Origin of the sequence: Streptomyces sp. NBC_00258, assembly GCF_036182465.1 — a bacterium.
Classification (GTDB): Bacteria; Actinomycetota; Actinomycetes; order Streptomycetales; family Streptomycetaceae; genus Streptomyces.
The window spans coordinates 128,616-152,146 of sequence record NZ_CP108081.1 but is presented as its reverse complement, the minus strand read 5'-3'; the positions used below and the strand labels follow the sequence as shown (position 1 = coordinate 152,146).

Genomic DNA, 23,531 nt, shown 5'->3' with positions numbered 1-23,531 from the left:
CATGTTGCGCGTCCGCCGGTTGGCGTTCCAAGGAGGAATCATGGAAGGACTGGTCACCGCCAGTCAGGAAACCGATGCGGACGGCATCACCCCGTCGAAGATCATCTGCATCGGGCTCAACTACCGCGAGCACGCCCGCGAGATCGATGCACCACTACCGGAGCGGCCGCTGTTGTTCGCGAAGTGGCCGAACACGCTCATCGGGGACGGCGACGACATCAAAGTGCCCACAGTTTCCACGAAGGTCGACTTCGAGGCTGAACTCGGCGTGGTGATCGGACGTCGAGGCCGCGCGATTGCTGTCGAGGACGCACTGCAGTACGTGGCAGCGTACGTGGCAGCGAACGACGTGTCTGCGCGGGACGTCCAGACATCGGACGGGCAGTGGGTGCGCGGCAAGTCCTTCGACACGTTCCTGCCGATCTCCACACGACGGCCGGCTACGGAGGTGGGTGACCCTCAGGCGCTCGCGATGCGCACCTTCGTCAACGGCCAGGTCATGCAGGAGTCCACGACCGGCGACATGATTTTTTCGGTTGCAGAACTCATCGCCTTCGTCAGTGAGGCGATCACACTCGAAGCCGGTGACCTGCTGCTGACTGGTACTCCTGCCGGAATCGGGGCGGTGCGCAAGCCGCCTGTGTGGTTGCAGCCCGGCGACGTTGTCACGGTCGAGATCGACGGGGTCGGCCGGGTCAGCAACCCGGTCGTCGCGGGCTGAGGGGGCCTCGATGAACTTCGATGGACGGGTTGCACTCGTGACCGGCGGCGCGAGCGGCATCGGTGCCGGCGTCGTCGACATGCTGCGCGAACGCGGAGCGGAGGTCCACGTGTTCGACGCCGCCAACGGTCAGGACGTGCGTGATGCGGATCAGCTCCGAGCGTGTGTTGACGCCTTGCCGCGGCTGGACATCCTCGTGTGCTCGGCAGGCGTGGCGGGCACGGCGATGCCCCTCGAGGACCTCCCTGTCGACGAATGGGAGCGTGTGATGTCCATCAATGCGACCGGCACCTTCTTGAGCAATCGTGCTGCCATTCCGAAGCTCCGAGCCAATGGCTACGGACGCATCGTGAATGTCGCGTCGATCGCCGGCAAGGAGGGCAACCCCTTGGCCGCCGTCTACTCGGCTTCGAAGGCGGCGATCATCGCGATGACCAAGTCGATCGGAAAGGAACTCGCGGGGACGGGCGTGCTGGCGAACAGCATCGCGCCCGCGCTTGTCGAGACGCCGCTGCTCGCACCGCTGCCGGCCGATCACCTCGACCACCTCCTCGAGCGCGTGCCTCTTCGGCGTCTCGCGACCGTGGAGGAGATCGCTGCGTCGATCTGCTGGCTTGCGAGCGAGCAGATGAGTTTCGCCACCGGCACGTGTCTGGACGCTTCCGGGGGCCGGGCGACGTACTAGCCCAACCGCCTGCCCGGGTGCTCGGCGAGCGTCTGCTTCGTTGACATGAAGAAATAATTTCATATATGATAAATGATGAGATCTTGGCGGCCTTTGAGTCGGAAGCGATTGAACCCGGCGTGCAGCTGGATGGACTGGGGAACACCTTGAGTTTTGTGCAGACAACACCTGCGGCCGAGATCGGACCATCAGTGACTGCCGATGTCTGGCGCGGACACTGGATCGGCGGACATCGGGTCGACAGCGCCAGCCGAATCCCGGTCACCTCCCCGATCGGCGGCGAGGACCTCGGTGACATCGCCTCGGGCAGTGCTGAGGAGGTCGATGCTGCTGTCGCCGCTGCACGCAGCGCGTTCCCGGCCTGGGCAGCGCTCGGGCCGCAAGGCCGACGGGAGCACCTACGTGCCTTCGCCGACGCGATCGCACGTCACGGCGAAAAGCTCGCGCAGGTCGAGACGCTCGACAATGGCACCCTGCTCGCGGCCATGCGGAATCGGTTCGTGCCCCGCGCCAAGCACAACATCGAGTTCTTCGCCGACCGGGCCGTCGACCTGAACCGCACGCCGATCGTCAGCGGCGAGGTCTCTCACCACACTCGTTATCAGCCGGCAGGTGTGGCAGCGCTGATCACACCGTGGAACGCCCCGCTCATGCTCACCACCTGGAAGCTCGGACCTGCCCTTGCCGCGGGCAACACCGTGGTGATCAAGCCGCCGGAACTGGCTCCGCTGAGTTGCTCGCTGCTTGCGGAGATCGCCGCAGAGGCAGGCATCCCGGACGGAGTCATCAACGTTGTTCAGGGTTACGGACGTGAGGCCGGAGCCGCCCTGGTCGAACATCCCGACATCGACCGCCTCAGCTTCACCGGCTCCGTCCCGACCGGGCGCGTCGCTGCCCGCGCGGCGGAACGGATGGTGCCCGTCAGTCTTGAACTCGGGGGTAAGTCGCCGCTGATCGTGTTCGAAGACGCCGACATCGATCTTGCGGTCGCTGACCTCACCCACCAATACCACAACGCCGGGCAGGTGTGCCTCGCCGGCACACGGGTGATCGTCCATGAAGCGATCGCAGACGTCTTTCTCGAACGTGCGGCGCAAGCCACCGCGGAACTGCGAGTCGGGGACCCACGCCAGCCGAGCACCCAGGTCGGCCCACTCATCTCCGATCAGCAGGCGCGACGAGTGGCCGGATTCGTTGAACGGGCACTGGACGACGGAGCCGAGCTGCTGTGGGGGAGTCCTGAACGCAATGGCCTGTACATGATGCCAATGCTTCTGGCCAGCGTGCGCCAGGACATGGAAGTCGTGCAGGAGGAGATCTTCGGGCCTGTGCTCACGTTCCAGACGTTTGCCGACGAGGCAGAAGCCGTCGCGCTGGCCAACGGCACGAGATTCGCTCTCGCGGCCGGCGTCTACACGACTGACGCGCAACGGGCCTGGCGGGTCAGCGACGCCATCGTCTCGGGGCTCGTATGGGTCAACGGCTACGGCGCGCGTCATCTGGCTACGCCGTTCGGGGGCACGAAGAGCTCCGGTCTCGGCCGCGAAGGCGGCGACTGGAGCTTCGACTTCTTCTGCGACGTCAAGAACGTTTCGATCACCGCAGACACCTTTGGGGGTACACGATGACGTTGTGGGGCTTCGACTCGCTCCCCCCTGTGTTGAGGGGGCCCCGGACGGAGTGGCGCCGCGTGTTCTTCGAGGGGCGCGTTCAACACGTGCTCGCTCGCGACGGGCAGCTCAGGATCTCGGACGGGCGGTGGGTCCCGGAGGAGGAAGCCCCCCATCTGGCGCCCTGCGTACCGTCGAAGATCGTGGCGATGCATCTGAACCTCGACGCACGCAGAATCGAGAATCGGGATCCTGCGCCGCCGGCGACACCGAATTACTTCCTCAAGCCGCCGACCTCCGTGAACGCGCACCACGGTGTGCTTCACCGGCCGCAGGGCCATCACTATCTGAACTACGAGGGAGAGCTGGCCGTCGTCGTTGGACAGCCCCTGTTCGATGTGCGCCCCGACGACGCCTGGGCCGCGATCGCGGGATTCACGGTGGCGAACGACGTGGGGCTGCACGACTATCGCGACACCGACAACGGCTCGATGCTGCGGGTCAAGGGCCAGGACGGATTCTGCCCGCTGGGCCCGGGCCTGGTCAGCGGCGTCGATGTTCGCGAGTCCACCCTGCGCACGTATGTCAATGGAGCGGTGGTGCAGGAAGGGTCGATTGCAGACCTTCTGTTCGATCCGGGCTACGTTCTCAGTGACCTGTCCCGCCACATGACCCTGCTGCCGGGTGACGTGGTGCTGCTGGGGACGCCCGCAAACTCTCGCCCGATGAACGTAGGCGACGTCGTCGAGGTGGAAGTCACCGGGGTCGGGCGCTTGAGCAACCGGATTGCCGAGCGGCCGGACGCCGCCTTCGAGGACGGTCATCGCCGCACCGACAGCGACAATGTTCGCCGCATCGCATTGATGGGTGACTACTGGGCCGCGCGTGACGCGGAGGTGCACTGACCATGCGACTCAGCGATGAGCAGGTGGGGTCGTGGGCGGACGCCCTGGTGAAGGCCGAGGAGACACGCACGCCGATCGGCAAGCTCTCAGCCGCCGAGCCCGAGCTCGAACCGGCGCAGGCATACCGTATCCAACGCGAAGTGGCACAGCGGCGAACTGACAACGGTGAGCAGCTCGTTGGCCTGAAAGTGGGACTGACCAGCCGCGCGATGCAGCAGATGAGCGGAGTCATGCAGCCAGACTTCGGGCACCTGTTCGCCGCGATGGCGGTCGCTGACGGTGCGATCGTCGAGACGGCCGAACTCATGCAGCCCGCGGTCGAGGCCGAGCTCGCCTATGTGCTGGCCGAGCCGCTGGAGGGTCCAGGAGTCTCCGCCGCGGACGTGCTGCGAGCCACCGCCTTTGTCTGCCCAGCACTTGAGATCGTCGACACCCGCTTCGACGACTGGAAGATCCGCTGGGTCGACACGGTCGCCGACAACGGGTCGTCGGCCCGGTTCGTGCTCGGCGACAACGGGGTGGACCCCAAGGGCCTCGATCTCGAAATGGCAGGTCTCGTCTTCGAGCGCAACGGCTCCATCGTGTCAACCGCCGCGCTTGCCGAGGTCATGGGGCATCCGACCCGCGCCGTCGCGTGGCTTGCGAACGCTCTGGCGGAGTACGGCACCACGCTGCCTGCGGGCTCGGTCGTGTTGTCAGGCGCACCATGCCGCGCAGTCGCCGTCGAACCCGGAGATCACTTCCGGGTCCGCATTGACCGCATCGGCACGGCAGCCGTGACCTTCCGTTGACCGCGCCGGATACCGCGGACACCGGACATGGACCAGGAACAGGCGGCCGGCGGCATGGGACGGCCCAAGCCAGATCGACCCCCACTGACGCAGGAGGCAGAGAGACGATGACCGTGACAACACCCGCCACCTGGGCGGACCCCACCGCCATTGGTGAGCGCATCTACAGTGGCGGCTGGATCGAGGCCGGCGGTGGGCTGCTCGACGTCATCGAACCTGCGACGGGCGACCTGATCGCACACGTGGGCAGCGCCTCGCCGGAGGACGTCCGCCGTGCCGCCGCCAGGGCCGCCGAGGCACAGCGCGAGTGGGCCGGCACGCCGTTTCCCCATCGTGCCGCGGTCCTGAGCCGGGCCGCGGATCTTCTGCGAGCTCACGAGGCCGATTTCGGACACTGGCTGCGACGTGAAGCGGGCGCGACCGCCCTGCGAGTACGCATGGAACTGGGTGGATCAGAGGCTGAGCTTCGCGAGGGGGCAGCCAGCACGTCCCAGGCACACGGCGAGTTCTACCCGACGCTCAAGGCGGGGGAGCGGTCCTATGCCTACCGAGTGCCGCGTGGCGTCATCGGGGTGATCTCGCCCTGGAACGCGCCGCTGCTGTTGGCGATGCGTTCGATCGCACCCGCCCTCGCACTCGGGAACGCGGTCGTGGTCAAGCCGGACCCGCACACTCCGATCTCCGGAGGCGTGCTCATTGCGCAACTGTTCGAGGACGCCGGCCTGCCGACCGGGCTGCTGCACGTCGTACCGGGCGGAGTCGAAGCTGGCGAAGCGCTGGTCGCCGACCCGCACATTGCCATGATCTCGTTCACCGGTTCCACGCAGGTGGGGCGTCTTGTCGGCGCGGCAGCGGGACAAGCCCTGAAGCCGGTGAACCTGGAGCTGGGCGGCAACAACGCCTTCATCGTGCTCGACGACGCCGACGTCGAGGCCGCCGCGTCCGCCGGTGCGTGGAGCACGTTCTTCGGCGCCGGCCAGGGATGCATCTGTGCCGGGCGGCACCTCGTTGCGGAGAACCTGTACGACCGGTACGTCGAGCTGGTCACTGAGTACGCACGTGCGCTGACCGTCGGCGACACCTTGCGTGAGGAGTCCATCCGACTGGGTCCTCTCATCAACCAGCGCCAGGCGGGCAACGTGAACCGCATTGTGACCAGCAGCGTCGCCGCGGGCGCGCGGCTGACGGCCGGCGGGGAACCGCGGGGTTGTCTGTTCCCGGCAACGGTGCTCGCGGACGTGACGCCGAACATGGCGATCTTCGAGGAGGAGACTTTCGGCCCGGTCGTCGGAATCACCTCGTTCCGAGACGACGACGAGGCGGTCGCACTGGCCAATCAGAGCGAGTACGGCCTCACCGCCGCAGTCCACTCCCGTTCCACGGGCCGCGCTCTCGCCATTGCCGAGCGACTGAATACCGGCATGGCGCACATCAACGACGTCACGATCAAGGACGGGCCGACCGTTCCGTTCGGCGGTACGGGAGCCTCCGGCAACGGAGGGCGATTCGGCGGTTCGTCGAACTGGGACGAGTTCACCGAATGGCGTTGGTTCACCGTCAACGACACCACTAGCAGGATGGAGCTCTAACATGTCGAACGTCCCACCGCCCGAGGCGCGCTTCGAGATCGCGCAGCTTGCTCACATGGAGCTTCTGACACCGAAGCCCGAAGAGAGCCTGTGGTTCTTCCGTGAGCTGCTGGGCATGGAGGTGACCCATCAGGAAGGTCAGTCGGTCTACCTGCGTGCCTTCGAGGATCCCTACCACCACTCGCTGAAGCTCACCGAAGCTCCGAAGGCGGGTCTGGGCCATGTCGGCTGGCGCGCGAGCTCTCCCGAAGCGCTGGAGCGTCGCGCCGCTCGCCTCGAGGCGAGCGGGCAGGGGCGTGGCTGGATCGACGGTGACGTCGGGCACGGGCGGGCCTATACGTTCCAGACACCCGATGACCACCTGATGGAGGTCTTCTGGGACGTCGACTACTACAAGGCGACCCCCGAGACCGCCACCAAGCTGCGCAACCGGCCGTCGCGTCGCCCGCTGCGGGGTGTCCCGGTCCGCCGCCTCGATCACGGAAACATCCTCGCCTCGGACGTCCAGGCCACCGCTGAACACCTCGTCGAGAACCTCGGGTTCCGTGTCACCGAGAAGCTCGTGTCACGCGAGAACAACGGCGAGTGGATCGGCGCATGGGTCACGGTCACCAACCTCACCCACGACATCGCCATCTTCAAGGACCCCACCGGTACGCGCGGGCGGCTGCACCACGTGTGCTACTTCTACGGTTCGCCGCAGCACCTCTACGACATCGGTGACATCTTCAAGGACCACGACATCTTCGTCGAGGCCGGCCCTGGCAAGCACGGCATCAGCCAGGGCATGTACATGTACGTCTACGAGCCCGGCGGAAACCGCGTCGAGCTGTGGGGCGACTCGGGCCTGCTCATCTTCGATCCCAGCTGGGAGACCGTCGATTGGGTATTCGAAGACATCGCCGGCTACGGAGACACGTGGGTCGGTCAGCCCATCGCCGAGTACTTCTACACGTACGGGACACCGAACGTCCAGCTGCCCGGTGGACCGGTGCCGCCGCCGTTCGCCTGAAACCGATCAGGATCGGGGCCGAGACCGATGGCCGGCGGTGAGCACGCACGACCACGCCTGCGCGGTCCCGCACGAGCGCGATCCACCGGGCTGGTACGGCCGGGGTGTCGCCTGGTCGGCGATCACCTCGGCCGTGAGCTGGAGATCAGTGAGCCGCCGTTGACAGAGTCCTCCGCCGCCAGGAGGCGGAAGGCCTTGTCGAGAGCGAGCGCTACGTCGGTGCGCGCCGGTGCCGTGCCAGGGGCCTGGGAGCAGCGGATGGGGATACCGGCCGTCCTCGTCGGCTCCGTGACCGCGCGGTCCGGCGGCGCGCATGGAGTCTCCTCGGTTCCTTGCGCAGGGGACGGCTCCGCTCGTCTGCCCGCGGGGTCCGCCGACGAACACGACGCGCTGCTCGAACTGACTGAGAACGGTGCTGATCCCGCGGCCGTCGAGACCGCCGCCCCAGAGCACAAACTACGCACCGTCCGGGCCTGTTCGGCCGGCACGGGTGGAAAGGACGTCGCCTGACATGGGTGCACTGAACATCACCATCGCGACCTGGGACTACGACCGCGTTCGCCCGATCATGGATGGCCGCGTGCGGGTCGAGGGCTGTGAGATCAACCATGTCGTACTGCCGCCCGAAGAGCTGTTCCACCGCGTCGTCAACGGCGACTTCGAGGTGTCGGAGATCGGATTCTCCTCCTACCTGGCCGCGACATCGCGCGGGATCGCCCCGTATATGGCAGTTCCGGTTTTCCTGTCCCGGATGTTCCGCCATTCGGGCATCTACATTCGCACCGATCGCGGTATCGGCAAGCCGGAAGATCTGCGCGGCAAGGTGATCGGGATCCCGGAGTACTCGATGGCTGTCGGCCTTTGGGTGCGGGGGATGCTCAATGACGACCACGGCGTGGCCGCGGCCGACGTGCAGTGGCGGCAGGGAGGGCTCGAGCAACCGGGTCGCAAGGACAAATACCCGATGAGCCTGCCGGAGGGCTTCCCGCTGGAGCCGATCGGCCCAGACGACACGCTCGACGCAATGCTGCGCAACGGTGAACTGGACGCACTGGTCTCAGCCCGCACTCCACGCGCCTACCTCGAGGATCCGAACGTAGGTCGTCTCTTCGAGAACTTCGCCGAGGTCGAGCGTGACTACTTCGCGCGCACCAGGTTGTTCCCGATCATGCATGCCCTGGGCGTGCGGCGCGATGTTCACGAGCGGCATCCCTGGCTGGCCGCAAGCCTGTTGAAGGCGTTCAACCAGGCGAAAGCGATCGCCCAGGAGGAACTGACCCAGACGGCCGCTCTGAAGATCGGTCTGCCCTGGGTCGTCACGGAAGCACTGGCGACCCGGCAACTGATGGGCGAGGACTTCTGGCCCTACGGTGTGGAAGCGAATCGGCAGGTCCTCGAGACACTGACGCGCTACGCACACGAGCAGGGGCTCTCCACCCGACCGGTCAGCGTCGAGGAGTTGTTTGCTCCGAACACCTTGACCGAACCCAAGTTGTAGAAGTGCCCTCCTCATTCGCGCGTACAGGCGATGCGCAGACCTCGTCGGCGCAAGGCAAGGTCGTTGTTCTCCTGGGCGGTCTGATCGCGATCGCCACCTTGACCATCGACCTCTATCTGCCGGCGTTTCCCTCGTTGAGGAGCGAGTTCAACGCCAGCGCGTCGCAGGTGCAGCTCACGTTGACCGCCTATTTCACAGGCATGGTCGTCGGCATGGCCACGGTCGGGCCGGCCAGCGACAGACACGGCCGGAAGCGTCCGCTCGTTGTCGGCCTGGCGGGCTTCACTCTCGCCTCGGCGCTGTGTGCCGTCGCGCCGTCCCTGCCCGTTCTGGTCGGCGCGCGGTTCGCGCAGGGCATTCTCGGCAGTGCCGCCGCGGTCCTGAGCCTGGCGATCGTGGGCGATATCGCCCACGGGCGAGCAGCCGCGCGGATCATGTCCTGGACCATGCTTGTCGGGATGGTCGGACCGGTGATCGCTCCGCTGCTGGGCGGTCTGTTGCTGGCCATCGGGACCTGGCGGTGGATCTTCGTCGCACTTGCGGTGTACGGCGCCGTACTGACACTGCTGGTGCTGTGGGCCTTGCCTGAGACGCTTCCGAAAGGACGGCGTCATAAAGCAGCGCTCCAGGACACCCTCGACGGGTTCAGACATGCGCTGAAGGACAGGCAGTTCTTCGGGTACGCGGTCGGCGGCTCTCTGATCTCGGCCGCCGTCTTCGCTTATCTGGGCGGCTCGTCCCTGGTGCTCCACGATGTGTACGGGTTGTCGGCCCAGATGTACGGCCTCGTGTTCGCCCTCAATTCCATCGGGCTGATGGCAGCGATGCAGGTCGGTCGATTCATGCTCCGGTGGACGACCCCACGCAACGTCGCTCTGGCGGGCGGGGCCTTGGCCGTTGCCGGCGCCGTCGCCCTGTTGGCGGTCACCGTCGTCGGCGGGCTCGGCCTCCTGCCCTTCCTCGGGGCGATCTTCATCATCCTCGGCGGGCATGGGATGGAGACGCCGAACTCCACCGCTCTCGCCCTGGCCGGTCACCCCGACCGGGCTGGCACTGCCTCGTCGCTGGTCAACATCATCATGTTCGGGCTCGGCGCGGCCGCGGCGCCCCTCGTGGGCATCGGTGGAAGTGACAGTGCACTCCCCCTGGTCGTGGTGATGGTCGTGGTGACCGCTGCCGGGTTGTCGACTCTCCTGTTTGTCGCTCAGCCGAACCCGCGGATTGACACTCAGGCGAGCGCCGCCGAATGACCGGCGCCTCTTCGGGTCAAAGCCGAGGTGGTCTCTCGGATGCGCGGGTCACGGCGGTATGACAATGCTGATCGGGTGCGCGACCGGACGCGACGAAGCTCCGTTGTGGAGGCGACCTTCCCAATTCGCCGTCCCGCGACGGAGCTTCGATGCGCCGTCAGTCTGCCTGCCGGCGTCGGCTGAATCGTGATCCCCTGACGACGATTGGGTTCGCCGTCAGAGAGCGGGCACCGCCCCCTGATTTTCCCGGTCACGGGGCGGCATCGACAGAGCCCGGGATGACTGCTCAGACCTTCGCGGCAGCGTTCTTCAGAATCATGCCGGCAACGGCGTCGCCGGGTGCGTTCTCCTTCTGCCAGCTGCGGAACGCCTCGACCGTGCGGAGCTTGTGAGTACGAGCTGCCTTCTCGATCTCGTCGCTCGGCGCGCCGTTGCGGATGAGCTCGATGATCGCCCTGTGCTCGGCGATGGAGCTTCGCCCGCGGTAGGGGATCTGCGTGAAGACCGTTCGCCTGATAACGTCCGATCGTTGCGAGATCTCGTTGATCATCTCCAGCAGCGACGCGTTGTTGCACCGGGCGTTGATGTACTCGTGGAAGCGCTTGTTCGCTTGACTGTAGCCGCTCACGTCAAGCGTCTCCATGCACTCGACCATGAGGTCGGTCTCGTGCTCGACGGCCGCCAGGTCCTCCGCCGTCATGGCTTTGGCGGCTTCGGCGGTCGCGAAGCCCTCAAGCACTGCCAGGGTGGCGAGCCCCTCTGCGAAGCCCGCCGGGTCAGCGGGCTTGACCTGCGCGCCCGCGTTCGGCCGGAAGATGGCCAGCCCCTCGGCCTCAAGGCGGCGAATCGCCTCGCGTACGGGCAGCGCGCTGTAGCCGAGTTCCTCGGCGATCGCATCGATCACGAGCCGATAGCCGGGCCCGTACTGGCCCTCCAGGATTCGCTCACGGAGGACGCGATATACGTGCTCTTGTTTGTTCATTGCGTGCTCTCCGTCTACGGATGTAGCTGGTGTCATCGGCTGACGGTCCGCGCCACGGGTGTCCCGGACCGCTGACCGGCGTATCGTCTACGCGCGTGCACATCGTGTTCGTGATGTTGCGTCGATGATATAGCATCCCGGCGAATATTTGCCGGGATACCGATGGCTGCGCCGCTGGACACCCCAAGGACAGCAGTAGGGCCGCTCACCATGATCCGAGTGTGAGACCCAGCAGCACCACGTTGAGGGCGGAGATGACGACCGCGACCGCACGAGCGGCATGCGTGGTGACCGCGCGGTTGACGAGCGCACCCATGACCCCCGGGTCCCGGGTGAACCGTACGAGCGGGAAGAGCGCGAAGGGTATGCCGAAGCTGAGCACGACCTGGGAGAGTACGAGGGCCTTCGTCGGATCGATGCCGAGCGCGAGGATCGCCAGTGCCGGCACCATGGTGACCGCTCGTCGCACCGAAACGGCGATGCTGCGCTGGAGGAACCCGTCGAGGATCACCGCACCGGCGTAGGTTCCTACGGACGACGAAGCGAATCCGGAGGCAAGGAGGGCGAGCGCGAACAGCAGGGCAACCGCGGCGCCGAGGTGATCACCGATCGCCTGGTGCGCTCCTTCGATGGAGTCGACGCCGACACCGAAGAGCGCGGCAGCGGCCAGCAAGATCATCGAGAGGTTCACGACACCAGCGATGCTCATCGCGGACACCACGTCCGTCTTCGTCGCGCGCAGGAGGGCGCGTTTGCTTGCGTCGTCACGCTGGCCCGGGCCGAATCGGTGCTGGACCAGGGCCGAGTGCAGATAGATGGCGTGAGGCATGACGGTGGCGCCGAGAATGCCCGTCGCCAGCATCAGTGTGTCGACACCGGCGAAGCGGGGAACCAGACCGCCTATGGTCGACGAGATGTCGGGCCCGGCCGCGAGCGCGGACCAGGTGAATCCGAGGGTGATCACGAGGAGCAGCGCGATGATGGCGCGCTCGAACCGGGCCTGGGTCGCGGGCTTCTGCAGCAGCAACAGCGAGAAACTGACACCACCTGTGATGAGTCCACCTATCAACAGGGGAACATCGAACAGCAAGTAGAGCGCCAGTGCGCCGCCCAGCACCTCGGCCAGGTCTGTTGCCAGCGCGACCGCCTCGGCCTGGAGCCACAGGAAGAACGACACGCGTCTGGAATAGTGGTCCCGGCAGAGCTGCGGGAGTGTTCGTCCGCTGGCGATCCCCACCTTGGCAGAGAGGTACTGCACCAGCATGGCCAGCAGGTTCGCTGCCACGACGACCCAGATGAGCAGGTATCCGTATTGGCTGCCGGCGGTCATGTTGGTGGCTACGTTGCCGGGATCCACGTACGCGATGCCGGCGACGAAGGCGGGCCCCAGGAGCGCTGCGCGCCGGCCCAGGGTGGCGCCGTCGCGCCGGTGAGTCACGAGATCTCCAGGCATTCGTCAAGCTCCCATGTGGGGCGCCACGTGCGGCGCGGTCTGTGGAGGGTGCTCGGCTCGATGGCGCCATCGGCGAGCAAGCAGTGCTTGAAAGGCAGTGCCTGTGAGAAGCAGCCCGGCGGTCAGCCACCGGCCGGTCGCCAGGGAGAACGCGCCAGCAGCAATGCAGAATGCCGTGTAGCAGCGTGCCTGCAGCTTCGCAAGGTTGCGGGTCATGTACGCGGTCCCTTCGCTGCTCGGTCCGGCCAGTACGGTCCGGGCCCGGGATGTGGCGTCGATCGTATGAGTTCGGGTAGACGAACTCAATAGTTTCATAGAGTGAAATCGTATATAGTAGAGTTGCTGGCGGGTACGATAGTGCGATGTCAGTCGAGTCGGTCTCATCAGTGGCGCAGGACTACATGAAGGCGATCTGGACTCTCGGCGAGTGGTCTTCAGGGCCGGTGACGACTAAGCGCCTCGCTGAGCGCTTGACGGTGCGGATGTCCACGGTCTCGGAGCAGGTCCGGAGGCTGACTGAGGCCGGTCTGCTGGCGCACGAGCGTTACGGTGCTATCGAGCTCACCGCCGCCGGACGCCTTCTCGCCGTCGGTATGGTGCGGCGGCACCGCCTCATCGAGACGTTTCTCGTCAACCACCTCGGCTACGCGTGGGACGAGGTCCATGATGAGGCGGAGCTCCTCGAGCACGCCGTCTCGGATTTGTTGATCGAGCGACTGGATGCCCTTCTCGGTTATCCGCGGCGGGATCCTCATGGCGACCCGATCCCTGACGGTTCAGGCGCGTTGCCCAGCATTCCCGCGAGATCCCTCACCGAGATGGAGTCAGGGGAATGTGCAGTCGTCGTCAGGATTAGCGACGAGGACGCGACGACCCTTCGCCGCTTCACCGAGCTTGGCCTGAATCTGGACGTCATCGTGAGTGTGGAGAGGCGGCTTGCGTCGAGGGCCCTCGATCTGAAGCTCGGGGCGGATCCGGGGATCGTGAGGCTTGAAGCAGCGGAGGTGGGAGGGGTCTGGGTGCGGCCCCTTGATGGCGCCACCGGGTTTCCGGATGTGTGAGGACTGGGGCTGGCTGGCGCAACGCTGGCCCGCGGGCCTCAGAAACGAGCGCGAACGTAGCTTTTCCTATATGATTGGTGTGCCATGGGTTGTGCCCAGTCCATGGAGTCGAGCAGTCGCGCCTTAAGGAGTCCGATGAGTACCGGGACCGCGCCATTCACCTTTGACCCCTTTGTCTACGAGGACTTTCAAACTGACCCAGGGACGTGGGAGATCTACACCGAACTGCGCGAGTCCCATCCGGTGTACTACAACGCTGACCTCGGGTTCTGGGCGCTGTCGCGATTCGACGACGTCAAGAAGGCGGCTCGCGACTGGAAGACGTTCTCGAGTGCGGACGGCGTGACTATCGATGACATCGCCGGCATCGTGGGTCCCGGCAACTTCATCGACATGGACCCGCCCCGTCACGATGTCTACCGTGACCTCGTCAAAGACTGGTTCTCGGTGAATGCGGTCAATACCCTTCAGCAGGTGATCGCGGAGGAAGCTGAGGCCCGCGTCAAGCAGATCGTGGCCCGGGGTGGCGGAGACCTCGCGCAAGAGCTGTCGTTCCCGTTGCCGGTGAGCACGATTGCCCACGTTCTCGGTCTGCCCTCGAGCGACGTGCCGATGCTGGCGGAGTGGGTGCAGTTGATGGCTTCACGCGATTCTGGTTCTCTCAGCGTGCCCGAAGCCGCCCGTTCGACGGGGGACAAGATCCATCACTACTTCGAGGAGTTTCTCGCCGAGCGCAGGCGAAACCCCGGATCTGACGTTGTCGGTGGACTCGCCCATGCAGAGGCGGAAGGAGCTCCGATCGGCGATGGCGCCCTCGGAATGCTCACGCTTCTGCTCGAGGCCGGTTCTGAAACGACGGCCGCTCTCATCTCGAACGCCGTCATCCTGTTCGCGAGGCACCCCGACCAGCGGGCCCTGCTGCTGGAGAACCCCCAGCTCCTGGACGCGGCTGTCGAAGAAGTGTTGCGAGTCGAGCCGTCCCTCCCGTACACCGTCCGCACCACTCGGACCAGTGTCGAACTCCACGGACAGACGATCCCCGAAGGCGCGAAGGTGGCGCTGGTCTTCGCTGCGGCGAACCGGGATCCCAGAAGGTGGGAGGAGCCCGACCGGTTCAACATCGCGCGCCAGCGCAAGCGGCACATCGCCTTCAACGAAGGCGTCCACAGCTGTCTCGGCTCGGTCCTGGCGAAGATGGAAACCCGGACAGTGCTGTCGGCGATCCTGAAGCACATGCCGGACTATGTCCTGAACGGCGAGATCGTCCGGACTCCGACGTACACCATCACGCGGGGCGTCTCGCACCTGCCGGTGGGCGTCGCGCCCAGCTCTTGAGTCGTGGGACCGGCCTGCGAAAACGGCGCCCTGTCGCCGGCATGCAGAGACCACTGGCGAAGTCTTTGATCGTTGAGGGCAGGACCAGGGATGCCTTGGGCGAGGACATTCTGAGTGACAGGGAGTGTGAGTCTCACGGCCCTGTCTCCCTTTCGGTGGTGACGGAGCGTGCTGGCTTGCCGTTGGCATGACGTGCGGAATGTCAACGAAGGGTGACGAGCTCGAGGTTTCTTGGGAAGCGGGCAGCGACGCCGAGAGCCGCCGGTGGTGATGAAGTAGGTGAAGGACAGCGGTGACCGGCAATGCCTTCGCTTCCGGACCGGCCGTCGGGGTACATCTGAGTCACAAAATTCGGCTGCGGTTCCCGAGAGTCGGTCGCCCGCGCGATGCCCTGGGATCCGCGGGGCGCCGCGCGCTGGAGCGGAGAGCCTTCTCAGATGGCCGCGCGAATGGCCTGTTCGAAGCCCACGACGTGACTGCCGGCCAGCTGTGCCGCCCTGTCGGGGGCACCGGCGACGATCGCCTCGATCAACGGTCCGTGCTCTTCGATATGACCCGCCATGTCGGACAACCGGTCGACGAACAGGCACCAGATGCGGGTGGCCAGGTTGTCGTACCGGACGAGGGTGTCCTCCAGGTACGGGTTGTGTGTGGCCGCGTAGATGGCGCGGTGGACCTGAAGGTCAAGGTGCATGAGCTCGGTGGCGTCGCGCCGCCCGGGATCCGCGCTCTCCAGCTCCCGCAGGACGGCTGTCAGCGTCGCGCGGTCCGTGGCCGTGGCGCGCCGCGCGGCCTGGGACGCGGCCAGGGGCTCCAGTTCCTGGCGCACTTCGGAGATGTGGGCCAGGTCGGTGATGTTGACGTCGGTGGCGAAGGTGCCGCGCCGAGGATAGGTGGCGATGAGGCGCTCGTACTGGAGCCGCTTGAGGGCCTCGCGCACCGGTGTCCGGCCGACGCCGAGGGACTGTGCCAGCTGGTCCTCGTTGATCGGGGCGCCCGGGCGGATCTCGAGCATGACGAGCCGGTCGCGGATGACGCGGTACGCGCGTTCGGCGAGGGACAGCTCCTCGCCCGCGGGCTCTGTCGCCGTCTGCTGCATGAGATGCCCCCTTGACCTGGCCGACAAGCTCCCATACCTTACCGCAGAGGTTGATATATCAGTCGTCCATTAGTTGGCTCTCAGAATGGTGTGCAGATGGCAACCAACCCGTCCATCACCACGGTCGCCTCCCTTCTCTCGGCCCCGCTCAGCGAGCTCGACCCGGAGGTCGCCACCGCGGTCGACGCCGAGCTGCGCCGTCAGCAGTCCACCCTCGAAATGATCGCCTCGGAGAACTTCGCCCCGGCCGCCGTCATGGAGGCCCAGGGCTCGGTTCTCACCAACAAGTACGCCGAGGGCTACCCCGGCCGCCGCTACTACGGCGGCTGCGAACACGTCGACGTCATCGAGCGGTTGGCCATCGCCCGGGTGAAGGAACTGTTCGGCGCCGAGGCCGCCAACGTGCAGCCCCACTCGGGTGCCCAGGCCAACGCGGCCGCGATGTTCGCGCTGCTCCAGCCCGGCGACACGATCCTCGGCCTGGACCTCGCGCACGGCGGTCACCTGACCCACGGCATGCGGCTCAACTACTCCGGCAAGCTGTACAACGTCGTGCCCTACCACGTGCGCGAGTCCGACCTGCGCATCGACATGGACGAGGTCGAGCAGCTCGCTCTCGCCCACCGGCCCAAGATGATCGTCGCCGGCTGGTCCGCCTACCCCCGGCGGCTGGACTTCGCCGCGTTCCGGCGGATCGCCGACGCGGTGGGCGCGTATCTGCTGGTGGACATGGCCCACTTCGCCGGACTGGTGGCCGCGGGCCTGCACCCGAACCCGGTGCCGTACGCCGACGTCGTGACGACCACCACGCACAAGACCCTCGGCGGCCCGCGCGGCGGGGTGATCCTCAGCCGCGCCGCCCTGGCCAAGAAGATCAACTCCGCGGTCTTCCCGGGCCAGCAGGGCGGCCCGCTGGAGCATGTCATCGCGGCGAAGGCGGTGGCCTTCAAGGTGGCGGTGGGGGAGGAGTTCAAGGAACGCCAGCAGCGCACCCTCGACGGCGCCCGCATCCTCGCCGGACGGCTGCTGGCCGACGACGTGGCCGAGGCCGGGATCACCGTGCTGACCGGCGGCACCGAAGTCCACCTGGTCCTCGTCGACCTGCGCAACTCCACGCTCGACGGGAAACAGGCCGAGGACCGGCTGCACCGCATCGGCATCACCGTCAACCGCAACGCGGTGCCGTTCGACCCCCGCCCGCCGATGGTCTCCTCGGGGCTGCGGATCGGCACCCCGGCCCTGGCCACCCGGGGCTTCGGCGCAGCGGAGTTCCGGGAGGTCGCCGACATCATCGCCGAGGCCCTGAAGGACGAGCAGCTCGGCGACGAGCGCGTGGCCTTGTTGCGCGACCGGGTCGAGAAGCTCGCCTCCGCCTTCCCCCTCTATCCCCACCTGTCCCACCTGCCCCACCTGAACGGAGACGCGGTATGACCAGCACGGCGCTGCCGGAGCATCCGGACTGGCTGTGGCGCAACCCCGACCCGCGCTCCTCGTACGACGTCGTCATAGTCGGCGCGGGCGGCCACGGCCTGGCCACCGCCTACTACCTGGCGAAGAACCACGGCATCACCAACGTCGCCGTCCTGGAGAAGGGCTGGCTGGCCGGCGGCAACATGGCCCGCAACACCACGATCATCCGCTCGAACTACCTGTGGGACGAGAGCGCGGCGATCTACGAGTACGCGCTCAAGCTGTGGGAGCGGCTCCCGGAGGAACTGGACTACGACTTCCTGTTCAGCCAGCGCGGTGTCCTCAACCTCGCGCACACCCTGCAGGACGTCCGCGAGGGCATGCGCCGAGCCAACGCCAACCGTCTCAACGGCGTCGACGCCGAGTGGCTCGAACCGGATGAGGTAGCCAAGGTCTGTCCCATCCTCAACGTCTCGTCCCGCACCCGGTATCCGGTTCTGGGCGCCACCTTCCAGCCGCGCGCCGGCATCGCCAAGCACGACCACGTCGCCTGGGCGCTGGCCCGCCGGGCCGACGAGATGGGCGTGGACCTGATCCAGGGCTGCGAGGTCACCGGCTTCCTCAAGGACGGCGACCGGGTCGTGGGCGTCGAGACCAACCGGGGCCGCATCCTCGCCGGCAGTGTCGGCCTCGCGGCCGCCGGGCACAGCAGCGTGCTGGCCGAACGGGCCGGCGTCCGGCTGCCGGTGCAGTCCCACCCGCTCCAGGCGCTGGTCTCCGAACTGCACGAGCCGGTGCACCCGACGGTTGTCATGTCGAACCACGTGCACGTGTACGTCTCCCAGGCCCACAAGGGCGAGTTGGTGATGGGCGCGGGCGTCGACTCGTACAACGGCTATGGGCAGCGCGGCTCCTTCCACGTGATCGAGCAGCAGATGGCCGCCGCTGTCGAGCTGTTCCCCGTCTTCGCCCGCGCGCATGTGCTGCGGACCTGGGGCGGCATCGTCGACGTCAGCCCGGACGCCTCCCCGATCATCGGCACCACCCCGGTCGAGAACCTTTACGTCAACTGCGGTTGGGGGACCGGCGGCTTCAAGGCCACCCCGGCCGCCGGCTGGACCTTCGCGCACACCATCGCCACGGGCGAGCCGCACCCCCTGAACGCCCCCTTCGCCCTCGAACGTTTCGCGACGGGCGCTCTGATCGACGAGCACGGCGCCGCAGCCGTGGCCCACTGACAGCCTGCTGAGAGAAGGACACCGTGCTGCTGATCAGCTGCCCATGGTGCGGTCCCCGCAACGAGACCGAGTACCACTACGGGGGACAGGCCCACGTCCCCTACCCCGGCACCCCCGCGGACCTCACCGACGAGCAGTGGGCCGAGTACGTCTTCTACCGGGACAACCCCAAGGGCCCCTTCGCCGAGCGGTGGATGCACAGCATCGGCTGCCGCCGCTGGTTCAACGTGCTGCGGGACACCGCCACCCACGAGGTACTGACCTCCTACCGGCTCGACGAGCCACGCCCCGAACTGCCCCAGGCCGGAGGACAGCGATGACCGACCAGCACTTCCGGCTCCGACAAGGCGGCCGCATCGACCGCGACGCCGTACTGCGGTTCACCGTCGACGGGCGGGAACTCACCGGGCACCCCGGCGACACCGTCGCCTCGGCGATGCTGGCGAACGGCCTCGTAGAGGTCGCCCCGTCGCTCTACCGCAGTCGCCCGCGCGGCATCGTCGCCGCCGGCGTCGAGGAGCCCAACGCCCTGTTGCAGATCGAGGGTCCGCACTCGGAGGGCATGCTGCCCGCGACGACGGCGGAACTGTACGACGGCCTGTCCGCCACGACGCTGTCCGGGATGGGCCGGCTCGACCCGGGCTCCGACCCCGCCGTCTACGACAAGAAGTACGTCCACACCGACGTCCTGGTCGTCGGCGCCGGACCGGCCGGGCTGGCGGCCGCCGCCGCTGCCGCGGGTTCCGGCGCCCGCGTGATCGTCGTCGACGACCAGCCCGAGTCCGGCGGTTCGCTGCTCTCCGGGCGTACCGAGAAGGTCGGCGAGCGGAGCGCCCTGGAGTGGGTCGCCGAGATCGGCGCGGCACTCGACGCCGCACCCGAGGTCGTCGTACTGCAACGCACCACGGCATTCGGCTCGTACGACGACAACTACCTGCTGGCCCTCCAGCGGCGAACCGACCACCTCGGAGCCGATGCCCCCGAACCGTCCACGGGTGTCTCGCGCCAGCGGCTGTGGCACATCCGCGCTCGCCAGGTGATCCTGGCGACCGGCGCTCACGAGCGCCCGCTGGTCTTCGCCGGCAACGACCGCCCCGGCGTGATGCTCGCGGCGGCCGTGCGCTCGTACGTCAACCGGTACGCCGTGGTCCCGGGCTCGCGGGCCGTGGTGGGCACGACCAACGACAGTGCGTACGACACGGTCGCCGACCTGCACGCTGCGGGCATCGACATCGCCGCCGTCGTGGACGCCCGCCCCGAACTGTCCCACCGGGCCGCCGAGGTCGCCGTGGCGACGGGGGCGCGAGTGTTGACGGGCAGTGCGGTGGTCGACACCGCGGGCGAAGGCCGACTCACCGGTGTCACCGTCCAGACCCTCGACGCCGAAGGCCAACTCGCAGGCGCACCCGAGTCGTTCGACTGCGACCTGCTCGCCGTCTCGGGTGGCTGGAGCCCGGTGGTGCACCTGCACAGCCAGCGCCAGGGCCGGCTGCGCTGGGACGAGGACCTGGTCGCCTTCGTCCCCGACGGCACCGTCCGGGACCAGCAGGTCGTCGGTGCGGCCCACAGGACGTACGGCCTCGACGGCTGTCTGGCCGAAGGGGCACGGGCCGGTGCGCGGGCCGCGACGGACGCAGGGTTCCCGGTGCCGGTGCCCACGGCTTCGCACAAGGAGGTACGTGCCGATGTGCGCGCCCTCTGGCTGGTGCCCGCCCCCGACGGCGAACCCGGCGGCTGGGACACCCACCTGGTCGACCTGCAACGCGACGTCACCGTCGCCGACGTCTGGCGGTCCACCGGCGCCGGCATGCGCGGCGTGGAACACGTCAAGCGCTACACCTCGCTCGGCACGGCCAACGATCAGGGCAAGACGTCCGGCGTCAACGCCATCGGTGTGATCGCCGAGGCACTCGGCGCGGGCGCGTCTCCCGGGGAGATCGGCACCACGGCCTACCGGGCGCCCTATACGCCGATGGGCTTCGCAGCCCTCGCCGGTCGTGAGCGCGGTGACCTGTTCGATCCTGAGCGCACCACGTCCATGCACAGCTGGCATGTGGCGCACGGGGCGGAGTTCGAGGACGTCGGGCAGTGGAAGCGCCCTGGTACTACCCCCGGCCCGGTGAGGACATGGACGCGGCCGTGGCCCGCGAGTGCCGTGCGGCCCGTGAGGGGGTGGCGTTCATGGACGCATCCACCCTCGGCAAGATCGAGATCTGGGGCTCCGACGCGGGCGAGTTCCTCAACCGCATCTACACCAACGCCTTCAAGAAGCTCAAGCCCGGCATGGCCCGCTACGGCGTCATGTGCAAGCCCGACGGCATGATCTTCGACGACGGTGTGACCCTGCGCCTCGACGAGAACCGCTACTTCATGACCACCACGACCGGCGGCGCGGCCGGGGTGCTGGACTGGCTGGAGGAGTGGCTGCAGACCGAGTGGCCCGAACTCGACGTCCACTGCACCTCGGTCACCGAACAGTGGTCGACCATCGCGGTCGTCGGTCCCCAGTCACGCGAGGTCGTCGCCCATCTGGCCCCCGAGGTCGACCTGTCGAACGAGGCTTTCCCGTTCATGGCCTTCTGCGAGACCACCCTGGCCTCCGGCATCCCCGCCCGCATCTGCCGGATCTCCTTCTCCGGCGAACTCGCCTACGAGATCAACGTCTCCGCGTGGTACGGCCTGGCGGTCTGGGAGGAACTGGACGCGATTGGCCGGCCGTACGACATCACCCCGTACGGCACCGAGACGATGCACGTCCTGCGCGCCGAGAAGGGGTACATCATCGTCGGCCAGGACACCGACGGCACCGTCACCCCGCAGGACGCGGGCATGTCCTGGGTGGTGTCGAAGCAGAAGGACTTCGTCGGCAAGCGGTCCTACGCCCGCGCCGACACCGCCCGCACCGACCGCAAGCAGCTGGTCGGCCTGCTGCCGGCCGACCGCACGACCCGGCTGCCCGAGGGCACCCAGCTCGTCGCACCCGACGTACCCGTCACCCCCGAGACCCGGCCGGTGCCGATGCTCGGCCACGTCACCTCCAGCTACCACAGCCCGGCCCTCGGCCGCCCCTTCGCCCTCGCCCTGGTCGCCGACGGGCGGGCAAGGATCGGCGAGACCCTGCTCGCCCCGGTGGGCGAGAACCTGGTGCCCGTCGAGGTGACCGACTTCGTCCTCTACGACCCCGAAGGGACCAAGCGAAATGGCTGAGCTGATCGCCGCATCGCGTACCAGCCCCGTGGCGCATCTGACGGAACGGATGCGCGCCGCCACCGTCACCGGCGCCCGCGGCGTCACGCTGACCGAGTGGCCGTTCCTCACCATGGTGAACGTGCGCGTCAACCCCGCTTCCGAAGCGGCCGACCGTATCGAGAAGGCCCTGGGAGCGCCGCTCCCGCCGCAATGCGGCCACACCTCCACATCCGGACCCCACACGGTCCTGTGGCTTGGCCCCGACGAATGGCTCGTGCTGTCCCAGGCCGACGCGACCGCTGTGGCCGCCGAGTTGCGGGAGGCACTCGGCGGAGACCCGGGCTCCGTCGTGGACGTCTCGGCGAACCGCACCACGCTGGAGCTCAGCGGCCCGGCCGCCCGGCAGGTACTGGAGAAGGGCTGCCCGCTGGACCTACACCCCCGGGCCTTCGGCCCCGGCCAGGCCGTGTCGACCACGGTGGGACCCGTCGCGGTGCTGCTCTGGCAGGTCGACGACACACCGACGTACCGGCTCCTCCCACGCTCCTCGTTCGCCGACTACCTGGCTCGCTGGCTCATCGACGCCATGAGTGAGTACCGCCGAGTGGAGGTGCCCTGATGGCATTGAGCGCGTTCGATCTGTACTCGGTCTGCATCGGCTCTTCCTCCTCTCACCCGGCGGGTCCGATGAGGGCGGCCCCACGCTTCGTCGGGCTCCCGGACGAGGAGGGCCTTCTGCCCTCCGGCAGCCGCGTGCGGGCCGAACTGTTCGGGTCGCTCGGCGCGACCGGCCACGGTCATGGCTCGGACAAGGCGGTCGTGCTCGTTTTGAGGACGAGGACCCCGTCACCGTGGACACCGGCCGGGTCGCGCTGGTAGGCGACAGCAACACGCTGCTCTTGGCCGACAAGTACCGGATCGGCTTCGACAGCGATGCGGACCCGGTGCCGCACCGGCGCAGGTCCCTGCCCGTGCACCCCAACGGAATGATGTCGCACGCCTTCGTCGACGGCCGGGCGCTCGCCAAACGGATCTACTACCCCGTTGGTGGCGGCTTCGTTGTCGACGAGGAAGACACCGGCGCCGACCGTGTCGTCGCGGACACCACACGAGTACGGTTCCCCTTCGGCTCGGCAGCCGAACCGCTCGCGCACTGCGGGCGGGAAGACCTCGCCATCAGCGACATCATGCTCGCCGACGCGCAGGCATGGCGGCCCGAGGCCGAGGTGCGCGCAGGACTGCTGCACCTGTGGTCGATCATGCAGGCTGTGTGGAGCGCGGATCGCCACCGCGAGGGAGCGCTGCCGGGCGGCCTGCGGGCGCCCTGAGCGAGGCCAAGGCGCACAGCGGCTGCCGGGCCACCGCGCCTGGACGCGCCCTTGTACGACGGACCCCGCGCACAGACCACCCTGGTACGCCGGCACCAGGTCCATGACCTCCTCGACCAGGGCGTGGGCCTGCTCGATTGCGCCCGCCGTCCGCAGCTGGTCCTGAACACCGTCACACGCCACGCCCGCGCTGATCGGCCCGAGCGGATGCTCCGCGTCCCCAAGTACCGTGCCACCGTTGTCGATCCCTACCGCGAGCACCTGCGCAAGCGCCGGGCCGTGGCCGCCATGCTCGGAATCGAGACGTCAACAGCTTCCGCGTCCAACTGTCCCCATCGTCCCACCAGGGTTACGTCAACAAGACTGGGCCAGTCT

At 67.5% G+C, this 23,531-nt stretch carries 20 protein-coding genes and 2 pseudogenes; 19 read left to right on the top strand and 3 right to left on the bottom strand.

Annotated features, from left to right (window positions below):
* Positions 1-40 precede the first annotated feature (40 nt).
* From OG718_RS00690 to OG718_RS00650, 9 genes are all read left to right on the top strand, one after another.
* Positions 41-721 carry a fumarylacetoacetate hydrolase family protein gene (locus OG718_RS00690; RefSeq protein ID WP_328842736.1) on the top strand — a complete coding sequence of 227 codons (681 nt, stop codon included), beginning with the start codon at positions 41-43 and terminating at the stop codon, positions 719-721.
* Positions 722-731: 10 nt separating this feature from the next.
* Complete coding sequence (locus tag OG718_RS00685) at positions 732-1,406, top strand: SDR family NAD(P)-dependent oxidoreductase (RefSeq protein ID WP_328842735.1); 675 nt, start codon at positions 732-734, stop codon at positions 1,404-1,406.
* Between the two features lie 65 nt (positions 1,407-1,471).
* Positions 1,472-3,034: an aldehyde dehydrogenase family protein gene (locus tag OG718_RS00680; protein ID WP_328842734.1), complete on the top strand. Its 1,563-nt coding sequence runs from the start codon at positions 1,472-1,474 to the stop codon at positions 3,032-3,034.
* Positions 3,031-3,921 carry a fumarylacetoacetate hydrolase family protein gene (locus tag OG718_RS00675; RefSeq protein WP_443054853.1) on the top strand — a complete coding sequence of 297 codons (891 nt, stop codon included), beginning with the start codon at positions 3,031-3,033 and terminating at the stop codon, positions 3,919-3,921. The genes OG718_RS00680 and OG718_RS00675 overlap by 4 nt, the downstream gene beginning before the upstream one ends.
* Positions 3,922-3,968: 47 nt before the next feature.
* Positions 3,969-4,712, top strand: a complete 744-nt coding sequence (locus OG718_RS00670; protein ID WP_328842732.1) for a 2-keto-4-pentenoate hydratase — start codon at positions 3,969-3,971, stop codon at positions 4,710-4,712.
* A 107-nt stretch (positions 4,713-4,819) separates the two neighbouring features.
* On the top strand, positions 4,820-6,301 hold the full coding sequence (locus OG718_RS00665; RefSeq protein WP_328842731.1) for an aldehyde dehydrogenase family protein: 1,482 nt from the start codon (positions 4,820-4,822) through the stop codon (positions 6,299-6,301).
* A gap of 1 nt (position 6,302) precedes the next feature.
* Positions 6,303-7,313, top strand: a complete 1,011-nt coding sequence (locus OG718_RS00660) for a catechol 2,3-dioxygenase (RefSeq protein WP_328842730.1) — start codon at positions 6,303-6,305, stop codon at positions 7,311-7,313.
* A 511-nt stretch (positions 7,314-7,824) separates the two neighbouring features.
* The gene (locus OG718_RS00655; protein WP_328842729.1) at positions 7,825-8,811 is read left to right on the top strand and encodes an ABC transporter substrate-binding protein; all 987 of its coding nucleotides are present in this window, start codon (positions 7,825-7,827) and stop codon (positions 8,809-8,811) included.
* A gap of 2 nt (positions 8,812-8,813) precedes the next feature.
* Positions 8,814-10,061: a multidrug effflux MFS transporter gene (locus tag OG718_RS00650; protein WP_328842728.1), complete on the top strand. Its 1,248-nt coding sequence runs from the start codon at positions 8,814-8,816 to the stop codon at positions 10,059-10,061.
* A gap of 286 nt (positions 10,062-10,347) precedes the next feature.
* Here OG718_RS00650 and OG718_RS00645 read toward each other — a convergent pair whose 3' ends face one another.
* A complete protein-coding gene (locus OG718_RS00645; protein WP_328847657.1) occupies positions 10,348-11,043 on the bottom strand; it encodes a GntR family transcriptional regulator in 696 nt (231 codons plus the stop codon).
* Between the two features lie 205 nt (positions 11,044-11,248).
* On the bottom strand, positions 11,249-12,481 hold the full coding sequence (locus OG718_RS00640) for an Nramp family divalent metal transporter (RefSeq protein ID WP_328842727.1): 1,233 nt from the start codon (positions 12,479-12,481) through the stop codon (positions 11,249-11,251).
* Between the two features lie 377 nt (positions 12,482-12,858).
* Here OG718_RS00640 and OG718_RS00635 point away from each other — a divergent pair, with 377 nt between their 5' ends.
* Together OG718_RS00635 and OG718_RS00630 are read left to right on the top strand one after the other, a co-directional pair.
* Positions 12,859-13,557 (top strand): metal-dependent transcriptional regulator, encoded by a 699-nt coding sequence (locus tag OG718_RS00635; RefSeq protein WP_328842726.1) that lies wholly within the window; start codon positions 12,859-12,861, stop codon positions 13,555-13,557.
* A gap of 135 nt (positions 13,558-13,692) precedes the next feature.
* Positions 13,693-14,892, top strand: a complete 1,200-nt coding sequence (locus OG718_RS00630; protein WP_328842725.1) for a cytochrome P450 — start codon at positions 13,693-13,695, stop codon at positions 14,890-14,892.
* A 433-nt stretch (positions 14,893-15,325) separates the two neighbouring features.
* Here the strand turns inward: OG718_RS00630 and OG718_RS00625 are convergent, their stop codons facing one another.
* Complete coding sequence (locus OG718_RS00625; protein ID WP_328842724.1) at positions 15,326-15,991, bottom strand: GntR family transcriptional regulator; 666 nt, start codon at positions 15,989-15,991, stop codon at positions 15,326-15,328.
* Between the two features lie 96 nt (positions 15,992-16,087).
* On the opposite strand from OG718_RS00625, the gene glyA reads away from it, so the two are divergent.
* The 8 genes and pseudogenes from glyA to OG718_RS00585 all read left to right on the top strand — a co-directional run.
* Positions 16,088-17,422: a serine hydroxymethyltransferase gene (gene glyA / locus OG718_RS00620; protein WP_328842723.1), complete on the top strand. Its 1,335-nt coding sequence runs from the start codon at positions 16,088-16,090 to the stop codon at positions 17,420-17,422.
* Positions 17,419-18,639 (top strand): sarcosine oxidase subunit beta family protein, encoded by a 1,221-nt coding sequence (locus tag OG718_RS00615; protein WP_328842722.1) that lies wholly within the window; start codon positions 17,419-17,421, stop codon positions 18,637-18,639. Before glyA ends, OG718_RS00615 begins: the two co-directional genes overlap by 4 nt.
* 23 nt (positions 18,640-18,662) lie before the next feature.
* Positions 18,663-18,959 carry a sarcosine oxidase subunit delta gene (locus tag OG718_RS00610; protein ID WP_328842721.1) on the top strand — a complete coding sequence of 99 codons (297 nt, stop codon included), beginning with the start codon at positions 18,663-18,665 and terminating at the stop codon, positions 18,957-18,959.
* Positions 18,956-21,846: pseudogene (locus OG718_RS00605) on the top strand (sarcosine oxidase subunit alpha family protein). The gene OG718_RS00610 and the pseudogene OG718_RS00605 overlap by 4 nt, the downstream one beginning before the upstream one ends.
* Positions 21,839-22,447 (top strand): sarcosine oxidase subunit gamma, encoded by a 609-nt coding sequence (locus OG718_RS00600; protein WP_328842720.1) that lies wholly within the window; start codon positions 21,839-21,841, stop codon positions 22,445-22,447. Before OG718_RS00605 ends, OG718_RS00600 begins: the two are co-directional and overlap by 8 nt.
* Entirely contained in the window at positions 22,447-22,707 is a 261-nt protein-coding gene (locus OG718_RS00595) for a serine dehydratase beta chain (RefSeq protein ID WP_328842719.1), read from the top strand. Before OG718_RS00600 ends, OG718_RS00595 begins: the two co-directional genes overlap by 1 nt.
* Positions 22,680-23,156, top strand: coding sequence for a serine dehydratase beta chain (locus OG718_RS00590; protein WP_328842718.1), 477 nt, complete (start codon positions 22,680-22,682; stop codon positions 23,154-23,156). The genes OG718_RS00595 and OG718_RS00590 overlap by 28 nt, the downstream gene beginning before the upstream one ends.
* Positions 23,150-23,435 (top strand): annotated as a pseudogene (locus tag OG718_RS00585) (ISL3 family transposase); the annotation flags it as partial. The gene OG718_RS00590 and the pseudogene OG718_RS00585, both read left to right, overlap by 7 nt.
* Positions 23,436-23,531 lie beyond the last annotated feature (96 nt).